This is a genomic window from Pseudomonas sp. NCHU5216 (genome assembly GCF_052156495.1).
In the GTDB taxonomy this organism is placed as follows: Bacteria; Pseudomonadota; Gammaproteobacteria; order Pseudomonadales; family Pseudomonadaceae; genus Aquipseudomonas.
The window spans coordinates 25,812-44,935 of sequence record NZ_JBQLIX010000001.1; the positions used below are offsets into that span (position 1 = coordinate 25,812).

Below are 19,124 nucleotides of genomic sequence, written 5' to 3' on the forward strand. Positions count from 1 at the left end.
AACCCAAGCGAAACAAAAGCTTCGCGAGCAGAGCTCGCTCCTACAAAGGAATGCATCAGTGGCTCGCAGCCGTGGCGCCCATCTCGTTGACCTGGCGGAAGGCCGAGAAGCGCTCAAGTGCGAAGGGTTGGATCAGCGCCGGGGTCTTGCCGGTGGCGACCAGCTCGGCCATCGTCCAGCCACAGATCGGCGTGGCCTTGAAGCCCCAGGTGCCCCAGCCGGCGTCGAGGTAGTAGTTGTCCAGCGGCGAGCGGCCCATGATCGGGCTGTAGTCCGGTGTCATGTCGGTGCTGCCGGCCCACTGGCGCATCAGCTTGGCGCCGGCCATGAAGGGGAACATCTCGATGGCGTGGGCCAGCAGGCTTTCCTTCAGGTCGAGGGTCGAGCGCGTGTTGTACAGCGGGTAAGGGTCGGAGCCGCCGCCGAAGACGATCTCGCCACGGCTGGTCTGCTGCACGTAGCAGTGCAGCGCCGAGGAGCTCACCAGCGGGTCGAGGAAGGGCTTGAACGGCTGGGTGACCATGGCCTGCAGCGGGTAGGTGTGGATCGGCGCCTTGATGTTCAGCTTGTTCATCAGCAACGAGCTGGCGCCGGCTACCGCCTGCACCACGCAGCCGCAGCGCACGTCGCCACGGTTGGTCTTGACCGCCGTGACCCTGTCGTTCTCGACGATGAAGTCCTGCACCTCGGTGAGCTGGTGGATTTCCACGCCGCGCTTGGCCGCCTGCTTGGCGTAGCCCCAGGCCACGGCGTCGTGGCGCGCGGTGGCGCCGTCGATGTGCCAGAGCCCGGCGAGCACCGGGATATGGCCAGGGTCTAGGTTGAGGCAGGGCACCAGTTCACGGATCTGTTGGCGGTCGATCATCTCGGTGCGGCCACCGAAGTGCTTGTTCACCTCGGCGCGCTGGCGGAAGGCGCGCACGGTGGCGTCGGTGTGCGCCAGGGTGAGCTGGCCACGCTCGGAATACATGATGTTGAAGTCGAACTCGTTGGATAGCTCCTTGAACATCCGCACCGATTCGGCATAGAAGCGCACACCTTCGCTGGTGAGGTAGTTGGAGCGGATCACCGCCGTGTTGCGCGCGGTGTTGCCACCGCCGAGGTAGGACTTCTCCAGCACCGCGACGTTGGTCACGCCGTGGTACTTGGCCAGGTAATAGGCGGTGGCCAAGCCATGGCCGCCACCACCGATGATGACCACGTCATACGCCGGCTTGAGTTCCTTCGGCGCAGGCAGGTCGGCCTCCACGGGGTATTCCGAGGACAGGCCGTACTTGAGCAGGGCAAGGGGCATTGCGGTTACTCCTGTGGCGGCAGGCCGTGTTGCTGGTGGGCGGCGAGCAAGGTGTTGTGCATCAGCATGGCGATGGTCATGGGGCCGACGCCGCCGGGCACCGGGGTGATGGCCGAGGCCACCGGCAGCACGGCGTCGAAGTCGACATCGCCGACCAGGCGCGAGCGGCCGTCTTCCTCGATGCGGTTGATGCCGACGTCGATCACTACCGCACCGGGTTTGATCCAGTCGGCGCCGATCATCCGGGGCCGGCCGACGGCAGCGACCACGATGTCGGCCTGGCCGCAGAGTTTCTCCGGCTTGACGCTGCGCGAGTGCAGCACAGTGACGCTGCAATTGGCGGCCAGCAGCAGCGCCGCCATCGGCTTGCCGACGATGTTCGAGCGGCCGACCACCACGGCATGCTTGCCGGACAGATCGCCGAGGGTGTCGCGCAGCAGGCGCATGCAGCCGGCCGGGGTGCAGGGCGTGAGCACCGGGCGGCCCTGGCTGAGGCCGCCGACGTTCTCGCTGTGAAAACCGTCGACGTCCTTGGCCGGGTCGATGGCCTGCAGCACGCGGGTTTCATCGATATGTGCCGGCAGCGGCAACTGCACCAGGATGCCGTTGACCGAGGCGTCGGCATTGAGCCCGGCCACCACTTCCAGCACCGCTTCGGCGCTGGCGTCGGCGCCCAGGCGATATTCCAGCGAGCGGATGCCCACCTCGTTCGCGCGCAACACCTTGTTGCGCACGTAGACGTGGCTGGCCGGGTCATCACCGACCAGCACCACGGCCAGCGCCGGCTCGATGCCCTGGGCCTTGAGCACGGCCACGTCAGCGGCGACCTCGGCGAGCACACGCGCGGCGGTGGCCTTGCCGTCGATCCGTTGCGCGCTCATCGGAAGATCACCGTCTTGTCGTGGTTGAGGAACACGCGGTGCTCGAGGTGATACTTGACCGCCTTGGACAGGGCCACGGTCTCGGTGTCGCGACCCACCGCCACCAGGGCGTCGGGGGTGTAGTTGTGGTCCACGCGCTGCACTTCCTGCTCGATGATCGGGCCTTCGTCGAGATCCGAAGTGACGTAGTGCGCGGTGGCACCGATCAGCTTGACGCCGCGCTCATAGGCCTGGTGATAGGGCTTGGCGCCCTTGAAGCCGGGCAGGAAGGAGTGGTGGATGTTGATGGCGCGGCCGGAGAGCTGCTTGCACAGATCATCCGAGAGGATCTGCATGTAGCGCGCCAGCACCACCAGATCGGTCTTGGTCTCGTCGACGATCTTCAGCAGCTCGGCTTCCTGCTGGGCCTTGGTGTCCTTGGTCACCGGCAGGTAGATGAAGCGGATGCCCTCGCGCTCGGCCATCGGCCGCAAGTCGAGGTGGTTGGAGACGATGGCGGTGATCTTCATCTGCAACTCGCCCTTCTGGTGGCGATAGAGCAGGTCGGCCAGGCAGTGGTCGTACTTGCTGACCATCAGCAGCACGCGCATCGGCTCGCGGGTGTCGTGCAGCTCCCAGCTCATCGCGAAGCGCTCGGCGACCTCGGCGAAGCCGTTCTCGATCTGCTGGATATCGCCGGCGAAACCTTCGTTGAAGCGGAATACCGCGCGCATGAAGAAGGCACCGCTGACCTCGTCGTCGAACTGCGCCATTTCGCTAATGTAGCAACCATGGTCGGCGAGGAAGGACGTTACGGCGGCGACGATGCCGGATGTAGCCGGGCAACTGATCTTGATCACGTATGGGTGCTTGGCGTGCTGCATGGCGAATCCTCTGCTGGGGGCTGCGGCAGGAAAATCTTCATGAATGAAATGATCGTTCGTCTATGAAGAAAAATTACTGTGACGAATCTATTTTTCACGTTGGTGATTTTTATAAGTGAATGGGCAAGGCGTGTCCATGCTTGTTAGGAATTTTTTTATCCTTTCAGGAAATATATGAGTGGCGGTCACGCGCGCGTCTTATCGGGCCAGTGCCGCCGCTCAGCCCCTAGAGCCGCTCATAGGCGAAGGGGCGTGGATCGACCAGCGGCGTGCTACCGTCGATCAGGTCGGCCAGAAGATGGCCGGTACCTGGCGCAATGCCGAAGCCATGGCCGGAATAGCCGGTGGACAGGAACAGCCCCGGCAGCCGTTCGACCGGGCCGATCACCGGAATGGCGTCCGGGGTGACGTCCATCACCCCGGCCCAGCTCTGCTCGACGCGCATCTGGCGGAAGAAGGGGAAGGCAGCGGCCATGGCTGTGCGTGCTTCGGCCAGAATCGCCGCAGAGGGCTGCGGATCAAGCACGCGGCAGCGCTCGAAAGGGCTCTCGCTGTCCATGGCCCAGCGCCTGGGCTGGCGCAGCTCTTCCAGAAAGCGACCGTCCAGGCGCAGGCGCACTTCGCGAAACTGCTGGCTCAGCGCGGGTAGAAAATCGCTCAGGTAGCGGAAGCTGTCCGGCGTGATCGGTGCCAGGTTGCCGTTGCGCTGGGCAATCGTATAGCCGCCGTCGGCGCGCTTGCGAAAGGCGTAGCGGCTGGCGCCCACGGCCAGCTCCGGGCCACTGGCCATAGGCGCTGTGCGCAGCACCGAGGCCACCACCTTGAGTTGTGGCAGGCGCAGGCCAAGGTTGGCGCAGAACAGCGTCGACCAGGCGCCACCGGCCAGCACCACGCTGCTGCAGTTCAGACGGCCACGTTCGCTGTACAGACCGGTGACCTTGCCCGCTGCGATATCCAGGCCGCGCACCGCACAGCCGGTGACGATGCGTGCGCCCAGGCGTTGTGCGGCGCGGGCGATCACGGCACTGGCGCGGTGCGGTTCGGCGCGGCCATCGCTGGGTGTATGCAGCGCGCCGCTCCAGCCGGCAGCGGCGCCTTCGGGCATCACCCGCAGCAGCTCTTTGCCTTCCAGCAGCCGCGCGTGCACGCCATGGGCGCTGGCGGCCTGCAGCCAATCGGCCTGCTGTTGCAACTGGCGCGGGTTTTCGCAGGCGTAGAGCACGCCGCTACGGCGAAAACCCAGGTCTTCGCCAAGCTGCGTCTGCCAGGCATCCCACAGGTGCAGGCTGGCCATGGCCAGGGGGATTTCGGCCAGGTCGCGGCCCATGCTGCGGCACCAGCCCCAGTTGCGCGAGGATTGCTCGGCGCCGATCAGGCCCTTTTCCAGCAGTGTCACGGCGATACCGCGACGGGCCAGCCAATAGGCGGTGCTGACGCCGATGATGCCGCCGCCGATGATGGCCACTTCGGTGCTTTCCGGCAGCCTGTCACTGGCCACCTGTTCGATCTGCGGATACATGCACGTTCTCCAGGGTAGGGTGCGCTGCGCGCACCGAAGGAAGGTGCAGCGAGCATGCCCAGGCCGCAGGGGCGTGCAATTTGCATCGCGCTGGCCAGCCTTCTTTTATCAGCATGTGAGAAATGCCATGAGTGGTACCCAGACCCTGGAGCGGGCCTTTCTGCTGTTGCGCGCCATCGCTGCGACCGGCCAGCAGGGCGCTAGCCTGGACGAACTGCGTGCTGCGCTTGGCTGCTCGCAGGCCACCACCTACCGGCTGCTGCAGTATCTGCGTCGCCAGGGCTTCGTGCGCGCCGCGCCGCAACGCGGGCGCTACGTGCTGGGCTACGAACTGTTCGCCCTCGGTGCCCAGGCCGGCAATGCCAGCGCCTTGCGTGAGCGGGCGCGGCCGGTGCTGTTGCGTCTGGCGCAGCGCTTCGGCGATAGCTTCTTTCTACTGGTGGCAGACGGTCATCAGGTGCTGTGCCTGGACATGCTGGCCGGCGCACTGCCGGTGCAGAGCTACAGCGGCGCGGTGGGTGGGCGTATCCCCATGGGTGTCGGCCAGGCCTCGCAGGTGCTGCTGGCCTGGCTCGGGCGCTGCGAGCGCAATGAGATCCTCGCCCACAACGCCGCCACGTTGCGCCTGGACTATGGCCTGGAGGTAGAGCGCGTCGCCGCCAGCCTGCCCAGCGTGAAACGCCTGGGCTACGCCAGCGGCCTGGTGGACAAACGCCTGCCGGGCTACACCGGCCTGGCGGTGCCAATCCTCGATGGCGATGGCCAGCCGCTGGGCGCCCTCAGTTGTGCACTGGCGCGCCCGCGCATGACCGATGCCCGGCGTCAGGCGCTGGCGCAGGCCATGCAGGAAGAGGCGCAACGTCTGGTGAGCGACGCGTTCGGCGCTGCCAGAAGCTGAGCCGGGGCTCGGCTCAGGCTAGCAGGCCGTTGAAAAACGTAAGCGAGGCAGGCAAGACAAGGCAAAAACAGCCGAAAAAGCGCAGTTTACGCGCTGTAAATGAGCATTTTGAGGCTGTTTTTAACGCAGTATTGCCAACGCAGGTAGTTTTTCAACAGCCTGCTAGTGCGTCGCTTCGGCCTGGGCGAACACTTCCTTGGCGGCAGCCAGGCCATTGAGGGCAGCGGGAAAGCCGGCATAGACCGCCATCTGCATGATGGTTTCGACGACTTCGGCGCGGCTCACGCCCACGTTGAGCGCGCCCTGGATATGCACCTTGAGTTGCGGGGCGGCATTGCCCAGTGCCGTGAGCGCCGCGACCACGGCGATTTCCCGGCTCTTCAGATCCAGCCCAGGCCGGGAGTAGATGTCGCCGAAGGGGAATTCGATCAGGTAGCGGGCAAAGTCCGGAGCGATGTCGCTCAGACTCTCCAGCACGGCTTCACCGGCGTGGCCGTCTATTTCTCTGAGTTTGGCCAGCCCACGTTCATAACGGTCTTGGGGATTCATCGTCAGCTCCTTCAGGGGTGGGTGTGGGCGACGCCAGGGCTAGTTCCAGCGAGCGGTAATGCTCGATCTTTGCCTGCAAGGCCTGCGCGGCGCGGTGCATTGCCTCGATCTCGGCAAGCACATCGGTCAGGTGGCCCTCCAGCATCAGGCGACGCTCCTTCACCGTGGAGTCGCCGGCGCCACGCAGTGTCGCGAAGGTCTGCATCTTGCCGATCGGCATGCGCGTGGTGCGCAAGCGCAGCAGGAATTCGATCCAGGCCATGTCCGCTGTCGCATAGCGTCGTTGCCCTCCAGCGGCTCGAGCGACCGCCGAGATCAGGCCGATGCGCTCGTAATAACGCAGGGTGTGCGCCGTCAGGCCGGTACGTCTGGCGACTTCATCGATGCTCAGGTGTGATTTCATGGAGCGATCCTAAGGTCTGTTGACGTTTCGCGCCGAAACGCCAACAGACCTTAGAGGTTGGAGCGCACTCTAAGTCAATGAATTTTGCAGCCTGATGTTCACCCGCGCTGCCGTGGCCCGCTCTTCGGGCTGGCCGAGTTTCTTTCGCCAGGCTCGGCGAGGGCAGGTCGATGCTGGATGCCATTGCCGGCGGCGCTGAGCAGCAGGTTCGATCTCTTACCGATTGCCTGCCGGCACGCGCAGGAAGCGCTTGCGAAAGGCGGCCGGCGAGATGCCGACCCGCTGGCAGAACAGGCGGCGGAAGGAGTTGCTGTCCTCGTAGCCCACGCGGCTGGTGATGGTCTCGAAGCTCTGCCGGGTGGTTTCCAGCAGCTCCTTGGCCTTTTCCAGGCGCAAGGCCTGCAGATAGGCCAGCGGCGTATGGCCGGTGGCTTCCTTGAAGCGGCGCTTGAAGTTGCGCACGCCGAAGCCGAAGCGTGCGGCCAGTTCGTCGATGCCGCAGGGCTCGGCGAAGTGCGCTTCCATCCAGTCCTGCACGCGCAGGATCGCTTCGTCGCCATGGCCGCGTGGCATCGACCAGCTTATGTAGACCGACTGCTCGCTGCGCACGTTGTCGATCAGCAGGTAGCGGCTGCACTGCTGCGCCAGCTCGCGCGAGGCGAAGCGACGGATCAGGTGCAGCAGCAGATCCATCGCCGCACTGGCGCCGGCGCTGGTGATCAGCCGGCCGTCTTCGCAGAGGATGCGCCGTTCGTCCACACGAACCTTGGGGTAGCGGCGCCGCAGCAGGTCGGCGAAGGCCCAGTGGGTGGTGGCTTCGACACCATCGAGCAGGCCCGCTTCGGCGAGCATGAAGGTGGCGGTGCACATCGAGGCGACGACCGCGCCTTGCTCATGTTGACGGCGCAGCCAGTCACGATAGTGCCCGAAGGCAGGTAGTGCCTCGCGCAGGCTGAAGAGAAAGCCGGGGATCAGTACCAGGTCGGTGTGCTCTACAGCATCCAGCGCCATGTCCACCGGCATGGCTCGACCCTGTGCGCTGGACACCGGCTGCCCGTCCAGCGAGGCCAGGCTGAGGGTGAAGGGCGCTGCGGCCGGCAGGGCGAAGCGATTGGCCGCATCCAGCACTTCCAGGGCAAGGGCGGCACTGGCCAGCGAGCTGTGTTCGGCCAGAATCAGGGTGATGTGCATGAAGGCGCTCTTGCGTAAATGGCATGCTATTAGTCATTTCTGCATCTACTCTACCGCAAGCCTCCTACTTAGAGTGCGGCACCCATTATTCAAACAGGTGTTTGTCGTATGAACCTATGGTTTCGCCTTCTGCTGATGTTGCTGCGCCGCCCCTGGCGCAGGCCGGTGCCAGGGCTCGCCACCACCGTGGTACGCATGCGGGTCTGGCCGCTGGATCTGGACTTCAATCGGCACGTCACCAACGGTCGCTACTTCACCCTGGCCGATGTCGGGCGCATGGATTACGTGTTGCGCAGTGGCGCCTTTCGCGTGGCCCTGCGCCACCGCGCGCTGCCCATAGTCGGTGACGTATGGGGCAAGTTCCGCCGCGAGCTGAAGCTGTTCGAGCGTTTCGAGGTTCACACGCGCATGCTCGGTTGGGACGACAAGTGGAGCTTCGTCGAGCATCGCTTCGTCAAGGATCAGCGGGTAATCGCCGTGGTGATCATGCGCGGGCTGTTCCGTGGGCCGAAGGGCAATGTCGCGCCTGCCGAATTCGCCCGTGAGCTGGGCCTGGACGAGCAGTCACCGGCGTTGCCCGATTGGCTGCAGCAGTGGTCGGCCAGTTGCGACGGGATGAGCCAGCAACTGCGGGAAACCGAGCGCCCATGAGCGCCGCTGCTCAGTCCGTCCCGTAGTTCATGATCGACAGCAGGCGGATCGGCACCTTCACCAGCTTCTCTGGCCCGTGCGGCACTTCGCCGTCGAAGGTCAGGCTGTCACCGGCCTGCATCTGATAGAGCTGGTTGCCGTGGCGGTAGACCAGCTCGCCTTCGAGCAGGTGGAGGAACTCGGTGCCAGGATGGGCGAAGGTGGGGAACTCCTCGCTGGCGTCGTCCATGCTCACCATATAGGCCTCGAAGCTCTTCTTCGGCCCACGGGTATGGTTGAGCAACTGGTAGGTGTGGCCCTTGTCAGTGCCGCGACGCACCACTTCCAGGCCTTCGCCAGCCTTCACCAGCAAGGCGCCGCCGCCTTGCTGGTCGTACTGGCTGAACAGCTTGGACATGGGCATGCCCAGCACGTCGCACAGGCGGCTGAGAGTATCGAGGCTGGTGGAGACCTGGGCATTCTCGATCTTGCTTAGCATGCCCTGGCTGATACCGGCGATGCGCGCCACATCGGCGATCTTCAGCTCCTGGGCCTGACGCTGGCGGCGAATCTGCATGCCCAGGTATTGCTCGAGCTTGAGGCGGGGTGGCGGTTCGGGAATGGTCGTCATACAGGCCTATTTCTTCTAAGAATAAAAAGTTCGCACCAGGAATGTGCGGGATGCCTTGCTTCGGTGCGTTTTTCGTTCGGAACTTTCCTCGTATGAAAGCATTTTTCCTTCCCATATAGAAGAAAGACGCGGGCTGTGGCCAGGCATGGCGTCAGGGTGGTCAGTTGGCAAGCTGCTTGCATTTCTTTTGGGGAAATTAAAATTCCCCAGCGGAATAATGGCGACGCCAGCGGAGGCCCCAACCATGTTGCCCAGCGAAACCCAGAAAATCATCGACCAGCACGGCATCAAGTACGTGCTGGCTCAGTTCGTCGATATCCACGGTGCGGCCAAGACCAAGTCGGTGCCGGTCGCGGGCCTCGAGGCGGTGGCCGAGGAGGGCGCCGGCTTCGCCGGGTTCGCCATTTGGGGCATGGGCATGGAGCCGCACGGCCCGGACTTCATGGCCCGTGGCGATCTTTCCACGCTGATGCCGGTGCCCTGGCAGCCGGGCTATGGCCGCGTGGTGTGCATCGGCCATGTCCATGGCCAGCCCTGGCCCTACGACACCCGCTATGTGTTGCAGCAGCAGGTGGCGCGCCTGAGCGAGCGTGGCTGGACGCTGAATACCGGGCTGGAGCCGGAGTTCAGCCTGTTTCGCCGCGATGCCGAGGGCAAACTGTGCCCGGTGGATGCCAGCGACAAGCTGGAGAAGCCCTGCTACGACTACAAGGGCCTGTCGCGTTCGCGCGCCTTTCTGGAAAAACTCACCGAGTCGCTGCAGCCGGTGGGCTTCGACATCTACCAGATCGACCATGAGGACGCCTGCGGCCAGTTCGAGATCAACTACACCTACAGCGATGCCATGGAGTCGGCAGATCGCTTCACCTTCTTCCGCATGGCCGCCGGCGAGATCGCCAACGACCTGGGCATGATCTGCTCGTTCATGCCCAAGCCGGATCCGCGCCGCGCCGGCAACGGCATGCACTTCCACCTGTCGATCGGCAATGGCACCAGCAAGAACCTCTTCCATGACGCCAATGACCCGAGCGGCATGGGCCTGTCCAAGCTGGCCTATCACTTCCTCGCCGGCCTGCTGGCCCATGGCCCGGCGCTGTGCGCCTTCGCCGCGCCGACGGTGAATTCCTACAAGCGCCTGGTGGTCGGTCGCTCTCTGTCCGGTGCGACCTGGGCGCCGGCCTTCATCGCCTACGGCGACAACAATCGCTCGGCGATGCTACGCATCCCTTATGGGCGCATCGAGTTCCGCCTGCCGGATGCCGGCTGCAATCCCTACCTGGTCACCGCCGCGATCATCGCCGCCGGCCTCGACGGCATCGACCGCCAGCTCGAGCCGGGCGCGCCCTGCAACGAGAATCTCTACAACCTGAGCCTGGATGAGATCGCCGCACGCGGCATCAAGACCCTGCCGCAGTCGCTCAAGGAAGCCTGCGACGCGCTGCAAGCCGACTCGTTGTTCCGTGAAGTGCTGGGCGCGGAGGTGGTCGACGAGTTCCTCAAGCTCAAGCGCATGGAATGGGTCGAGTACAGCCGCCACGTCTCCGACTGGGAGATCGAGCGTTACACCGAATTCTTCTGAAGCGCCAAGCCACAAGCTTCGAGCCGCAAGCAAAGCGGTGCGAAGCTTGGCACGGCGTCCGTATCAACTCGGTCAGCTTGCCGCTTGAGGCTTGCAGCTACCGAACGCAGTGAGGACTGCTCTTATGTGTGGAATCGTAGGTCTGTACCTGAAGAACCCGGCGCTGGAGAGTCAGCTCGGCGCGCTCTTCGAGCCCATGTTGCTGGCCATGACCGACCGTGGCCCGGACAGCGCCGGCTTCGCCATCTACGGCGACGAGGTGAGCGACGGCTGGATCAAGCTGACCCTGCAAAGCACCAGCGCCGGCTATGACTTCAAGGCTCTGATGGGCGAGCTGGAGGGCCGTCTGGGCTGCTCGCTGGACTGGTTCCAGAACGCCAGCGCCGCCGTGCTCAAGACCAATGCCGATGAAGCGGCGGTACGTGCCGTGCTGGCTGAGCTGGCACCGAGCGTACGGGTGATGAGCGTCGGCCAGAGCATCGAGATCCTCAAGGGCATGGGGTTGCCCAAGGACATCGCCGAGCGCTTCTCGCTGGCGAAGATGCAGGGCAGCCACATCATCGGCCACACCCGCATGGCCACCGAGAGTGCGGTGACCATGGAAGGCAGCCACCCGTTCTCCACCGGCCAGGATCTGTGCCTGGTGCATAACGGCTCGTTGTCCAACCACTTCCGTCTGCGCCAGGAGCTGCGCCGCCACGGCATCGAGTTCGAGACCGAGAACGACACCGAGGTCGCCGCTGGCTACCTTACCTGGCGCCTGCGCCAGGGCGATTCGCTCAAGCAAGCGCTCGACCATTCGCTGGAAGATCTCGACGGCTTCTTCACCTTCGCCATCGGCACCCGCGATGGCTTCGCGGTGATCCGCGACCCCATCGCCTGCAAGCCGGCGATCCTCGCCGAGACCGACGACTACGTGGCCATGGCCTCCGAGTACCAGGCCCTGTCGACCCTGCCGGGTATCGACAAGGCCAAGGTGTGGGAGCCGGAGCCGGCGACCATGTATATCTGGGAACGCAGCGCCTGATTTCGCGAATTGGAGACCGAACCATGAAAACCATCGACCTTTCCAGCGCCACCGTGCGCGACCTGAATCAGGCGCTGCACGAGCAAGCCAAGACCCTCACCGAGCGCGAGTGGGTGGTGAGCAACCCGGGTGGCAAGCACAACCTCGCCGTGGGCCTGAACGAAGCGCTGAGCGTGGAGATCGACGGCCACGCCGGCTACTACTGCGCCGGCATGAACCAGAAGGCCAGCGTCACCGTGCATGGCAACGTCGGTGTCGGCGTGGCCGAGAACATGATGAGCGGCATGGTGCGCATCAAGGGCAGCGCCTCGCAGTCGGCCGGCGCCACCGCCCATGGTGGCCTGCTGGTGATCGAAGGCGACGCCGGCGCGCGCTGCGGCATCTCGATGAAGGGTGTGGACATCGTGGTCGGCGGCAACATCGGCCATATGAGCTGCTTCATGGGCCAGGCGGGCAGGCTCGTCGTATGCGGCGATGCCGGTGATGCGCTGGGCGATTCGCTCTACGAGACGCGCATCTACGTCAAGGGCAGGGTCAAGTCGCTGGGTTCGGATTGCATCGAGAAGGACATGCGCCCCGAGCATCTGGAAGAACTGGCCGAACTGCTCAACCGCGCCGGCTTCGACGAAGACCCGGCCAGCTTCAAACGCTACGGCTCGGCCCGTCAGCTGTACAACTTCAAGGTGGACAACGCTTCGGCGTACTGATCCCGCAGCGTCTGGTGCGCGTAGCGCACCCTACCGATTACCGAGGCCCGTAGGGTGCGCTATGCGCACCATCGCCCGAAGAGGAATTTGCAATGAGCGAAAAAATCACCCCGGTGCTGCGCGAGTCCGCCACCTTCGACCGTCTGTCCATCCAGGAAATCCAGCGTGCCGCCGAAACCGGCATCTATGACATTCGCGGCGGCGGCACCAAGCGCAAGCTGCCGCACTTCGACGACCTGCTGTTGCTCGGCGCCTCCATGTCGCGCTACCCGCTGGAAGGCTACCGCGAGAAATGCGGCACCGACGTGGTGCTGGGCAACCGCTTCGCCAAGAAGCCGATCCACCTGAAGATTCCGGTGACCATCGCCGGCATGAGCTTCGGTGCGCTGTCGGCCCAGGCCAAGGAAGCCCTCGGTCGTGGCGCCAGCATCGCCGGCACCAGCACCACCACCGGCGACGGTGGCATGACCCCGGAAGAGCGTGGTCAGTCGCAGCACCTGGTCTATCAGTACCTGCCGTCGCGCTACGGCATGAACCCGGATGACCTGCGCAAGGCCGATGCCATCGAGATCGTCCTCGGCCAGGGCGCCAAGCCGGGCGGCGGTGGCATGCTGCTGGGCATGAAGGTCACCGAGCGCGTCGCCGGCATGCGTACCCTGCCGATTGGCGTCGACCAGCGCAGCGCCTGCCGTCACCCGGACTGGATCGGCCCGGACGACCTGGCGATCAAGATTGCCGAACTGCGCGAAATCACCGACTGGGAAAAACCCATCTACGTCAAGATCGGCGCCAGCCGCCCCTACTACGACGTCAAGCTGGCGGTGAAGTCCGGTGCCGACGTGATCGTCCTCGACGGCATGCAGGGCGGTACTGCCGCGACTCAGGAAGTGTTCATCGAGCACGTCGGCATTCCTATTCTCTCGGCCATTCCACAAGCCGTGCAGGCCCTGCAGGAGATGGACATGCACCGCAAGGTGCAACTGATCGTCTCCGGTGGCATCCGTACCGGCGCCGACGTGGCCAAGGCCATGGCCATGGGCGCCGATGCCGTGGCCATCGGCACCGCCGCGCTGATCGCCCTCGGTGACAACCATCCGCGCCTGGACGAGGAGCTGAAGGCCATCGGTTCGGCCGCCGGTTTCTATGACGATTGGCAGAACGGCCGCGACCCGGCGGGCATCACCACTCAGGATCCGGAGCTGGCCAAGCGCCTCGATCCGGTGGCCGCCGGTCGCCGCCTGGCCAACTACCTGCGCGTGCTGGTGCTGGAGGCGCAGACCATGGCCCGCGCCTGCGGCAAGTCGCACCTGCACAACCTCGACCCCGAGGATCTGGTGGCGCTGACCGTGGAGGCCGCCGCCATGGCCCGCGTACCGCTGGCCGGCACCAACTGGGTGCCGGGACAGGTGCAATACTGAGGCGCCATGCGCTCATCCAATCGCCAATGAATTCGCTCCTACGCAGGCACGGTAGGAGCGGATTTATCCGCGAAACTAGATTGTCAGCGGCTCTTGGGGGGCGATTCGTGCCGCCAGCGTCATGCCGGTTTGCCGGGCTCTGCTTGGCCACGCTTGCGCTTGGGGTTGCTGCCGCGTCTTGGCTTGGCATAGACGGCAGGTTTTTCTCCCAGCGAGGGCACAACAGGCACGGCCGGGGCCTGGCTCAGCCCCAGGCGCAGGCCGAACTTACGCAGGATGCCATCCAGGGTGTTGAGGGTGGGATTACCCTTGTCCGTCTCGATCTGATACAGCGCGCGGCTCGACAAGCCGCACATGCTGGCGAAGCTTTCCTGATCCAATCCTGTCACTTCCACGCGCAGCCGGCGGATCGCCGTGCCGAGGCTTTGTTCGCCGCTGAGCTGGCGTTGCAGGATGTCTTCGAGCAACTGCTTGCGTTGTTCGTGGCTGATGGTTCTCATCGCAGTCCCCACTCGGCCAGGCGTTTGTCCAGATTGTTCAGTGGAATGGAGGGCGCCTTGCGCACCTCGGCTGGCAACTCGGTCAGCAGATCCGGTAGCGCGCGGAAATGCTCGGCGGCTTCGCGCAATCTCTGGAACAGCGTATCGGCGTCGAGCCGGTCGGCGAAATAGTTGCAGATCGTCCGCCAGTCCGGGTTACCCAGATGCTCCGCTTGCCACTTGGTCGCGCGGGTGATGCCTTCTGGGTCGAGCACCATGGGCGCCAGGTCATAGATGGGCGCCAGCTCGAAGCGTTGTGCATGCCTGAGGATGGCCATATTGCGCCCGTGGTTGTCGGAGTTGCCGAGGATGCGGTTGAGCAGATCGCGGCGCAGGTATTCGAGAATCAGTGCCTCCACTTCGTCATCCTGGCCGTTGCTGCGCCACAGTTGCATCAGGCGGGCGAGGACATCCTCGTGTCTCATGCGCGAACCCGGAATGCAGTTGCCACACAGCGAGTAGACCGACTCCATGGCGATTCTGCGCACCCTGCCGTTGTCGATCTGCCGGTCGAAGCGTGGCATCCACAAGCTGGGTCTCTGCGCTTCTTCGAGTGCCAAGCCATCCATGGACAGCGTGTCGAGGCCCAACTGGGCGATGGCCCGATAGTAATGGTACTCGGCGCGCAGAATGTTCTTGTCGCGCTCGCTGACCTGATTGCGCGCGAACTTCACCAGCCAATGGCGCTGGGTCAGCTCGTCGGCCAGCATGGCATCGGCGTGCAACGCACCGTGGTGATCCTCGCTCATGAGCAATTTGGGCGCCTCGCCCTGTGCCCCCGTGGCGCCACCCAGAGCGGCCCCGGTTTCGTAGGCGTATTCGAGAAAGTCGTTGCTGCGCTCCACGATGTCCTGACGGGCAAAGGCTTCCCGGCGTGAGACAGGCAAGTGCTCGTAGGCTTCCTTGATGCGCAGATGGCCGACTGGCGCGGGTGTACAGCGCCCCAGCAGAAAGAGATCCATGTCCAGGTCAGCGGGCTTTTCGCTGCCGAAACGGGCGATCAGCGATCTGCGCGCGGCCCCCGCCGGGATGATGTCGTAGACGAAGGGGGGGTAGCCTGTGCTGTCGACCGGGTTCCAGCTCAACGGGAGATTGACGCTGACGGCAGGCTCGAGCGGTGTTTCCATGTGCTCGAGGAAGTCGAGCAGATAGGGCTGCTCATACGCCACGCTGCAGGGCGATGCCTGAGAGCGCAGGGGGGCGTCGACGGTCAGGGTCATGGCGTCGTGCCAATGCCCATCAAGATAGGTCTGGATCGTGAGCTGTGCGGCCATGATGGGAGCTGCTGATCAGATTTATGATGCGGGTTAATTTAGGTTTCTTGAGCTATATAGGCAATATAGTTCTGATTAAAGGTCGATTTAGGTTGTTTTTCAGTATTTTAATGCTGATTTATGTCTGTTATTTGCCTGATGGATGCACGATCCAATGAAATTCGCGGCAGGCACGGCACTGCAGTGGGGGATTCGACTCTATGGATGATTCCTTACCGCTTCGTCCAACTCCTGCCATACGAGCGTCTTCAATTGGATAACAACCATCACGACCGGCGTAATGCCCTCTCTCTGGACTGGCTGAATTTCTTCCTCGCCGATGTGCGCGACGGCCTGGGGCCATACCTGGCGATCTACCTGCTGGCCGTGCACAAGTGGGAGCCGGCCAGCATTGGGCTGGTGATGAGCCTGGCGGGTGTCAGCGCGCTGCTGACGCAGACACCGGCTGGTGCCCTGGTCGACAGGACGAAGGCGAAAAGGGCGGTGGTAGCCGCTGCCGCGCTGGTGGTCACCGGCAGTTGCCTACTGTTGCCCTGGCTGACCTCGTTTGGCTGGGTGGCCGTGACCCAGACCATCAGCGCCATCGCCGGCTCGGTCTTTGCCCCGGCCATTGCCGCGATTTCCCTGGGCATCACCGGGCCGCGTGCTTTCACCGGCCGCATTGGGCGCAACGAGAGCTTCAACCATGCCGGCAATGCCTGTGCCGCGCTGCTGGCCGGCGGTTTTGCCTATTTGTTCGGCCCGGTGGCGGTGTTCTATCTGATGGCGGCGATGACGGTCGGCAGCATCGTCGCCGTCAGCCGGGTGTCGGCTCGCGCCATCGATCATGAAGTGGCCCGTGGTTTCGTACCGACTTTGCCCCATGAGCAGGCCTCCGGCTGGCGCGTGCTGCTGGGCAACCGGCCATTGCTGATATTCGCGTTGTGCTGCGCGCTGTTTCACCTGGCCAACGCTGCCATGTTGCCGCTGGTCAGCCAGAAGCTGTCGGAGGTCAATTTGCAGATGGCCACGCCGCTGACCTCGGCCTGTATCGTCGCCGCGCAACTGGTGATGGTGCCGATGGCCATGCTGGTGGGGCTCAAGGCTGATCGCTGGGGGCGCAAGCCGCTATTGCTGGCAGGCTTTCTGATTCTGCCGCTGCGCGGTGCGCTCTATACCCTGTCCGACGATCCCTACTGGCTGGTGGCCGTGCAGTTGCTCGACGGCATTGGCGCCGGTCTGTTCGGCGCGCTGTTGCCCATCGTGGTCAAGGATCTGACCCAGGGCACCGGGCGCTTCAACGTCAGCCTCGGGGCGCTGTCCACGGCGTTCGGCCTTGGCGCCGCGCTGAGTCCCGGCCTCGCTGGGTTGGTGGTGCAGGGCGCCGGCTACGATGCGGCGTTTCTGACCCTGGCCGGTATCGCCGCGCTGGCTTTCCTGCTGCTGTGGCTGGGGATGCCGGAAACTCGTGAGGCGAGAGTCATCGCCGACCAGAAGGAGCCCGCCGTGGTTCCAGGCGAGACGCTCGGCTAGTCGAGCTGGCGTGCCATGACCAGGGTGCGCTCGTCGCCGTCTATGACTTCACGCAATACCGTGAAACCGAGCTGCCGATAGAAACCCTGGGCTGTCAGCGAGGAGGGAACAAGCAGTTCGCTGACGCCTTGCTCGCGGGCGAGCCGCTCCAATGCCAGCATGAGCCTGCGCCCGATGCCTTGGCCTTGTCTGTCCGGTGCGACGAAGACCGATCTCACCACCTGCCCGTCGAGGCTGGCGGTGCCGAGCACCTGCTGATCCCTCGTGGCAACCAGAACCTGGCGGGTGGCGACCAGCCTTTCGACTTGCTCGGCAGTGAAGTTCTGCGCCACCTTGGCGATCACGTCTGGGCTGTAATCCCTGGCATTGCTGATGCGCAGGGCTGCGACGATGACGCTGCTGATGGCGGGGGCATCAGTTGGCTGTGCGGCACGGATCTCGACGGTCATTTCGTCTGCTCGTCCTCCAGGCTTCCCGGTTCGTTCACTAGCGGAAACGGTTGGTCTCGATAGGCCGGGGCTCTCAGGCTGAACCATAGCCTGTGATGGTAATGCGGCGCCATCTCTCGGGTGAGCTGCGTACGAGTGCTTTACTTCCATCAATGGTTCTCTTAATTTGGAACTGGTCATTTCCAATTGAGCAGTGCCATGACCTTGTCTTCGCCTTCATCGAGACCCGCTCGCCCGCGTGGTCGGCCACGCGAGTTCGATCTGCACAGCGTGCTGGATCAGGCCGTGCGCGTGTTCAGCGAGCGTGGCTACCACGGCACCTCGATCAGCGATCTGGCGCATGCCACAGGGCTGGCTCAGGGCAGTCTGTACAAGGCCTTCAAGGACAAGCAGGCCATCTTCCTCGCTGCCTTCGAGCACTATCGCGCGCAACGCAGCGAACAGCTGCGCCAGGCGATGGGCGAGCAGGGCACTGGCCTGGAGCGGCTGCGGCGGGTGCTGGTGTTCTACGCCGACTCCGCGCAGGGCGCCCAGGGCCGGCAAGGCTGTCTGGTGGTCGGCAGCATCGCCGAACTGTCGACCTTCCCCGCGCCGGTTGCACGGCATATCCAGAGAGCGCTCAAGCGCAACGAGACCTTGCTGGCCGATCTGCTCCGGCAGGGTCAGGAGGATGGCTCCGTTGCTTCTCATGTGGATATCGAGGCCAGTGCTCGCACCCTGTTGTGCCTGGCTCAGGGCATGCGTCTGGTGGGCAAGGCGGGGCGCACTCGGGCAGCCATGCATAGCGTGGTGGATGCGGCGTTGACCATGCTGCGTTGATTTTTTCTTTATTTAGGAATCGAACGATTCCGATTTGTGGAGGTGCTTATGAACATCGCTTTTCTCGGGCTCGGTACCATGGGCTTGCCGATGGCGGCCAATCTGCTGGCTGCCGGTCATGCCGTACGCGGCTGGAACCGCTCACCAGCCCCTACGCAGAAACTGGCTGAGCAGGGCGGCATGATCGCGCTGACGCCTGCCGAGGCGGTGGAGGGCGTGGACGTACTGATCTCGATGCTGGCAGACGACGCAGCCACGCGCGCCACGCTATTGGACAAGGAGGCACTGGCCGCGCTCAAGCCCGGCGCCATTCACCTCAACATGGCGACCATCTCCGTCGCTCTGGCGATCGAACTGGCGGCGCTGCATCAGGCGCGCGGGGTCGAGTACATCGCCGCTCCGGTGCTCGGTCGGGTGAACGTGGCCGAAGCAGGGCAGCTCAACATCCTGGCGGCTGGCCCGCGCGCGGCGTTGCTGGCAGCACAGCCATTGTTCGACGTGCTGGGGCAGAAGACCTGGGTGTTGGGTGAGCGGCCCGAGCAGGCCAATGCCGCCAAGCTGGCGGTGAATTTCATGATCGCCAGTGCCATCGGCACCATGGGCGAGGCTGCGGCCCTGGCTCAGGGACACGGGGTGGCCAAGGCGGAGTTTCTCGAACTGATCACCTCGACTCTGTTCGCCGCGCCTGTCTACAAAGGTTATGGCCAGGCCATCGCCGATGAACGCTTCGAGCCCGCCGGTTTCAAGCTGGCACTGGGCTTGAAGGATGTGCGCCTGGCGCTGGAGGCAGCGGAGCAGGCCAACGTGCCGTTGCCCTTGGCCAGCACGCTGCGCGATGCCCATATCGAGAGCCTGGCGCATGGCGAGGGGCATCTGGATTGGGCCGCGCTGTCACGTACGGCCGCCCGGCGCGCCGGGCAGGAGTGAAACGCCAGGCTCTG

Annotated in this window: 20 protein-coding genes; 9 read left to right on the top strand and 11 right to left on the bottom strand. The window is 64.3% G+C overall.

What is annotated here, in order from left to right; genetic code table 11:
* Positions 1–55: 55 nt before the first annotated feature.
* From ACSVIK_RS00105 to ACSVIK_RS00120, 4 genes are all read right to left on the bottom strand, one after another.
* A complete protein-coding gene (locus ACSVIK_RS00105) occupies positions 56–1,294 on the bottom strand; it encodes an FAD-dependent oxidoreductase (protein WP_442442340.1) in 1,239 nt (412 codons plus the stop codon).
* Between the two features lie 5 nt (positions 1,295–1,299).
* Positions 1,300–2,175: a bifunctional methylenetetrahydrofolate dehydrogenase/methenyltetrahydrofolate cyclohydrolase FolD gene (folD, locus tag ACSVIK_RS00110; protein WP_442442341.1), complete on the bottom strand. Its 876-nt coding sequence runs from the start codon at positions 2,173–2,175 to the stop codon at positions 1,300–1,302.
* Positions 2,172–3,038, bottom strand: coding sequence for a formyltetrahydrofolate deformylase (gene purU, locus ACSVIK_RS00115; RefSeq protein ID WP_442442342.1), 867 nt, complete (start codon positions 3,036–3,038; stop codon positions 2,172–2,174). Before purU ends, folD begins: the two co-directional genes overlap by 4 nt.
* Positions 3,039–3,264: 226 nt before the next feature.
* On the bottom strand, positions 3,265–4,557 hold the full coding sequence (locus tag ACSVIK_RS00120) for an NAD(P)/FAD-dependent oxidoreductase (protein ID WP_442442343.1): 1,293 nt from the start codon (positions 4,555–4,557) through the stop codon (positions 3,265–3,267).
* A 127-nt stretch (positions 4,558–4,684) separates the two neighbouring features.
* Here ACSVIK_RS00120 and ACSVIK_RS00125 point away from each other — a divergent pair, with 127 nt between their 5' ends.
* The gene (locus ACSVIK_RS00125; RefSeq protein WP_442442344.1) at positions 4,685–5,455 is read left to right on the top strand and encodes an IclR family transcriptional regulator; all 771 of its coding nucleotides are present in this window, start codon (positions 4,685–4,687) and stop codon (positions 5,453–5,455) included.
* A 162-nt stretch (positions 5,456–5,617) separates the two neighbouring features.
* Here the strand turns inward: ACSVIK_RS00125 and ACSVIK_RS00130 are convergent, their stop codons facing one another.
* The 3 genes from ACSVIK_RS00130 to ACSVIK_RS00140 form a co-directional block, all read right to left on the bottom strand.
* Positions 5,618–6,004: a carboxymuconolactone decarboxylase family protein gene (locus tag ACSVIK_RS00130; RefSeq protein WP_268181984.1), complete on the bottom strand. Its 387-nt coding sequence runs from the start codon at positions 6,002–6,004 to the stop codon at positions 5,618–5,620.
* Complete coding sequence (locus tag ACSVIK_RS00135; protein WP_442442345.1) at positions 5,982–6,407, bottom strand: MerR family transcriptional regulator; 426 nt, start codon at positions 6,405–6,407, stop codon at positions 5,982–5,984. The genes ACSVIK_RS00130 and ACSVIK_RS00135 overlap by 23 nt, the downstream gene beginning before the upstream one ends.
* A 216-nt stretch (positions 6,408–6,623) precedes the next feature.
* On the bottom strand, positions 6,624–7,598 hold the full coding sequence (locus ACSVIK_RS00140; protein ID WP_442442346.1) for a GlxA family transcriptional regulator: 975 nt from the start codon (positions 7,596–7,598) through the stop codon (positions 6,624–6,626).
* 108 nt (positions 7,599–7,706) lie between these two features.
* Here ACSVIK_RS00140 and ACSVIK_RS00145 point away from each other — a divergent pair, with 108 nt between their 5' ends.
* Entirely contained in the window at positions 7,707–8,249 is a 543-nt protein-coding gene (locus tag ACSVIK_RS00145; RefSeq protein WP_442442347.1) for a thioesterase family protein, read from the top strand.
* Positions 8,250–8,259: 10 nt separating this feature from the next.
* On the opposite strand, the gene ACSVIK_RS00150 is transcribed toward ACSVIK_RS00145, so the two are convergent.
* A complete protein-coding gene (locus ACSVIK_RS00150; RefSeq protein ID WP_442442348.1) occupies positions 8,260–8,859 on the bottom strand; it encodes a helix-turn-helix domain-containing protein in 600 nt (199 codons plus the stop codon).
* Positions 8,860–9,103: 244 nt separating this feature from the next.
* Here ACSVIK_RS00150 and glnT point away from each other — a divergent pair, with 244 nt between their 5' ends.
* From glnT to ACSVIK_RS00170, 4 genes are all read left to right on the top strand, one after another.
* Entirely contained in the window at positions 9,104–10,438 is a 1,335-nt protein-coding gene (gene glnT / locus ACSVIK_RS00155) for a type III glutamate--ammonia ligase (RefSeq protein WP_442442349.1), read from the top strand.
* 124 nt (positions 10,439–10,562) lie between these two features.
* Positions 10,563–11,465 (top strand): class II glutamine amidotransferase, encoded by a 903-nt coding sequence (locus ACSVIK_RS00160; protein WP_442442350.1) that lies wholly within the window; start codon positions 10,563–10,565, stop codon positions 11,463–11,465.
* Positions 11,466–11,488: 23 nt separating this feature from the next.
* Positions 11,489–12,172, top strand: a complete 684-nt coding sequence (locus tag ACSVIK_RS00165) for a protein glxC (protein WP_442442351.1) — start codon at positions 11,489–11,491, stop codon at positions 12,170–12,172.
* A 92-nt stretch (positions 12,173–12,264) separates the two neighbouring features.
* Entirely contained in the window at positions 12,265–13,590 is a 1,326-nt protein-coding gene (locus ACSVIK_RS00170) for an FMN-binding glutamate synthase family protein (RefSeq protein WP_442442352.1), read from the top strand.
* A 119-nt stretch (positions 13,591–13,709) separates the two neighbouring features.
* On the opposite strand, the gene ACSVIK_RS00175 is transcribed toward ACSVIK_RS00170, so the two are convergent.
* Complete coding sequence (locus ACSVIK_RS00175; protein WP_442442353.1) at positions 13,710–14,090, bottom strand: helix-turn-helix domain-containing protein; 381 nt, start codon at positions 14,088–14,090, stop codon at positions 13,710–13,712.
* Entirely contained in the window at positions 14,087–15,403 is a 1,317-nt protein-coding gene (locus tag ACSVIK_RS00180; protein ID WP_442442354.1) for a type II toxin-antitoxin system HipA family toxin, read from the bottom strand. The genes ACSVIK_RS00175 and ACSVIK_RS00180 overlap by 4 nt, the downstream gene beginning before the upstream one ends.
* A gap of 252 nt (positions 15,404–15,655) precedes the next feature.
* Between ACSVIK_RS00180 and ACSVIK_RS00185 the strand changes: the two genes are divergently transcribed.
* Entirely contained in the window at positions 15,656–16,915 is a 1,260-nt protein-coding gene (locus ACSVIK_RS00185) for an MFS transporter (RefSeq protein WP_442442355.1), read from the top strand.
* Here the strand turns inward: ACSVIK_RS00185 and ACSVIK_RS00190 are convergent.
* Positions 16,912–17,364, bottom strand: coding sequence for a GNAT family N-acetyltransferase (locus ACSVIK_RS00190; protein WP_442442356.1), 453 nt, complete (start codon positions 17,362–17,364; stop codon positions 16,912–16,914). The genes ACSVIK_RS00185 and ACSVIK_RS00190 overlap by 4 nt on opposite strands.
* Positions 17,365–17,562: 198 nt before the next feature.
* Between ACSVIK_RS00190 and ACSVIK_RS00195 the strand changes: the two genes are divergently transcribed.
* Together ACSVIK_RS00195 and ACSVIK_RS00200 are read left to right on the top strand one after the other, a co-directional pair.
* Positions 17,563–18,183, top strand: a complete 621-nt coding sequence (locus tag ACSVIK_RS00195) for a TetR/AcrR family transcriptional regulator (RefSeq protein WP_442442357.1) — start codon at positions 17,563–17,565, stop codon at positions 18,181–18,183.
* A 48-nt stretch (positions 18,184–18,231) separates the two neighbouring features.
* The gene (locus ACSVIK_RS00200; RefSeq protein ID WP_442442358.1) at positions 18,232–19,110 is read left to right on the top strand and encodes an NAD(P)-dependent oxidoreductase; all 879 of its coding nucleotides are present in this window, start codon (positions 18,232–18,234) and stop codon (positions 19,108–19,110) included.
* Positions 19,111–19,124 lie beyond the last annotated feature (14 nt).

Coding starts and splice junctions, on each gene's coding strand:
- folD (WP_442442341.1), bottom strand. CDS start 2,175: ATGAGCGCGCAACGGATCGACGGCAAGGCCACCGCCGCGCGTGTGCTC.
- purU (WP_442442342.1), bottom strand. CDS start 3,038: ATGCAGCACGCCAAGCACCCATACGTGATCAAGATCAGTTGCCCGGCT.
- ACSVIK_RS00165 (WP_442442351.1), top strand. CDS start 11,489: ATGAAAACCATCGACCTTTCCAGCGCCACCGTGCGCGACCTGAATCAG.
- ACSVIK_RS00175 (WP_442442353.1), bottom strand. CDS start 14,090: ATGAGAACCATCAGCCACGAACAACGCAAGCAGTTGCTCGAAGACATC.
- ACSVIK_RS00200 (WP_442442358.1), top strand. CDS start 18,232: ATGAACATCGCTTTTCTCGGGCTCGGTACCATGGGCTTGCCGATGGCG.
- ACSVIK_RS00140 (WP_442442346.1), bottom strand. CDS start 7,598: ATGCACATCACCCTGATTCTGGCCGAACACAGCTCGCTGGCCAGTGCC.
- ACSVIK_RS00135 (WP_442442345.1), bottom strand. CDS start 6,407: ATGAAATCACACCTGAGCATCGATGAAGTCGCCAGACGTACCGGCCTG.
- ACSVIK_RS00190 (WP_442442356.1), bottom strand. CDS start 17,364: ATGACCGTCGAGATCCGTGCCGCACAGCCAACTGATGCCCCCGCCATC.
- glnT (WP_442442349.1), top strand. CDS start 9,104: ATGTTGCCCAGCGAAACCCAGAAAATCATCGACCAGCACGGCATCAAG.
- ACSVIK_RS00125 (WP_442442344.1), top strand. CDS start 4,685: ATGAGTGGTACCCAGACCCTGGAGCGGGCCTTTCTGCTGTTGCGCGCC.
- ACSVIK_RS00150 (WP_442442348.1), bottom strand. CDS start 8,859: ATGACGACCATTCCCGAACCGCCACCCCGCCTCAAGCTCGAGCAATAC.
- ACSVIK_RS00105 (WP_442442340.1), bottom strand. CDS start 1,294: ATGCCCCTTGCCCTGCTCAAGTACGGCCTGTCCTCGGAATACCCCGTG.
- ACSVIK_RS00130 (WP_268181984.1), bottom strand. CDS start 6,004: ATGAATCCCCAAGACCGTTATGAACGTGGGCTGGCCAAACTCAGAGAA.
- ACSVIK_RS00160 (WP_442442350.1), top strand. CDS start 10,563: ATGTGTGGAATCGTAGGTCTGTACCTGAAGAACCCGGCGCTGGAGAGT.
- ACSVIK_RS00170 (WP_442442352.1), top strand. CDS start 12,265: ATGAGCGAAAAAATCACCCCGGTGCTGCGCGAGTCCGCCACCTTCGAC.
- ACSVIK_RS00145 (WP_442442347.1), top strand. CDS start 7,707: ATGAACCTATGGTTTCGCCTTCTGCTGATGTTGCTGCGCCGCCCCTGG.
- ACSVIK_RS00120 (WP_442442343.1), bottom strand. CDS start 4,557: ATGTATCCGCAGATCGAACAGGTGGCCAGTGACAGGCTGCCGGAAAGC.
- ACSVIK_RS00195 (WP_442442357.1), top strand. CDS start 17,563: ATGACCTTGTCTTCGCCTTCATCGAGACCCGCTCGCCCGCGTGGTCGG.
- ACSVIK_RS00180 (WP_442442354.1), bottom strand. CDS start 15,403: ATGGCCGCACAGCTCACGATCCAGACCTATCTTGATGGGCATTGGCAC.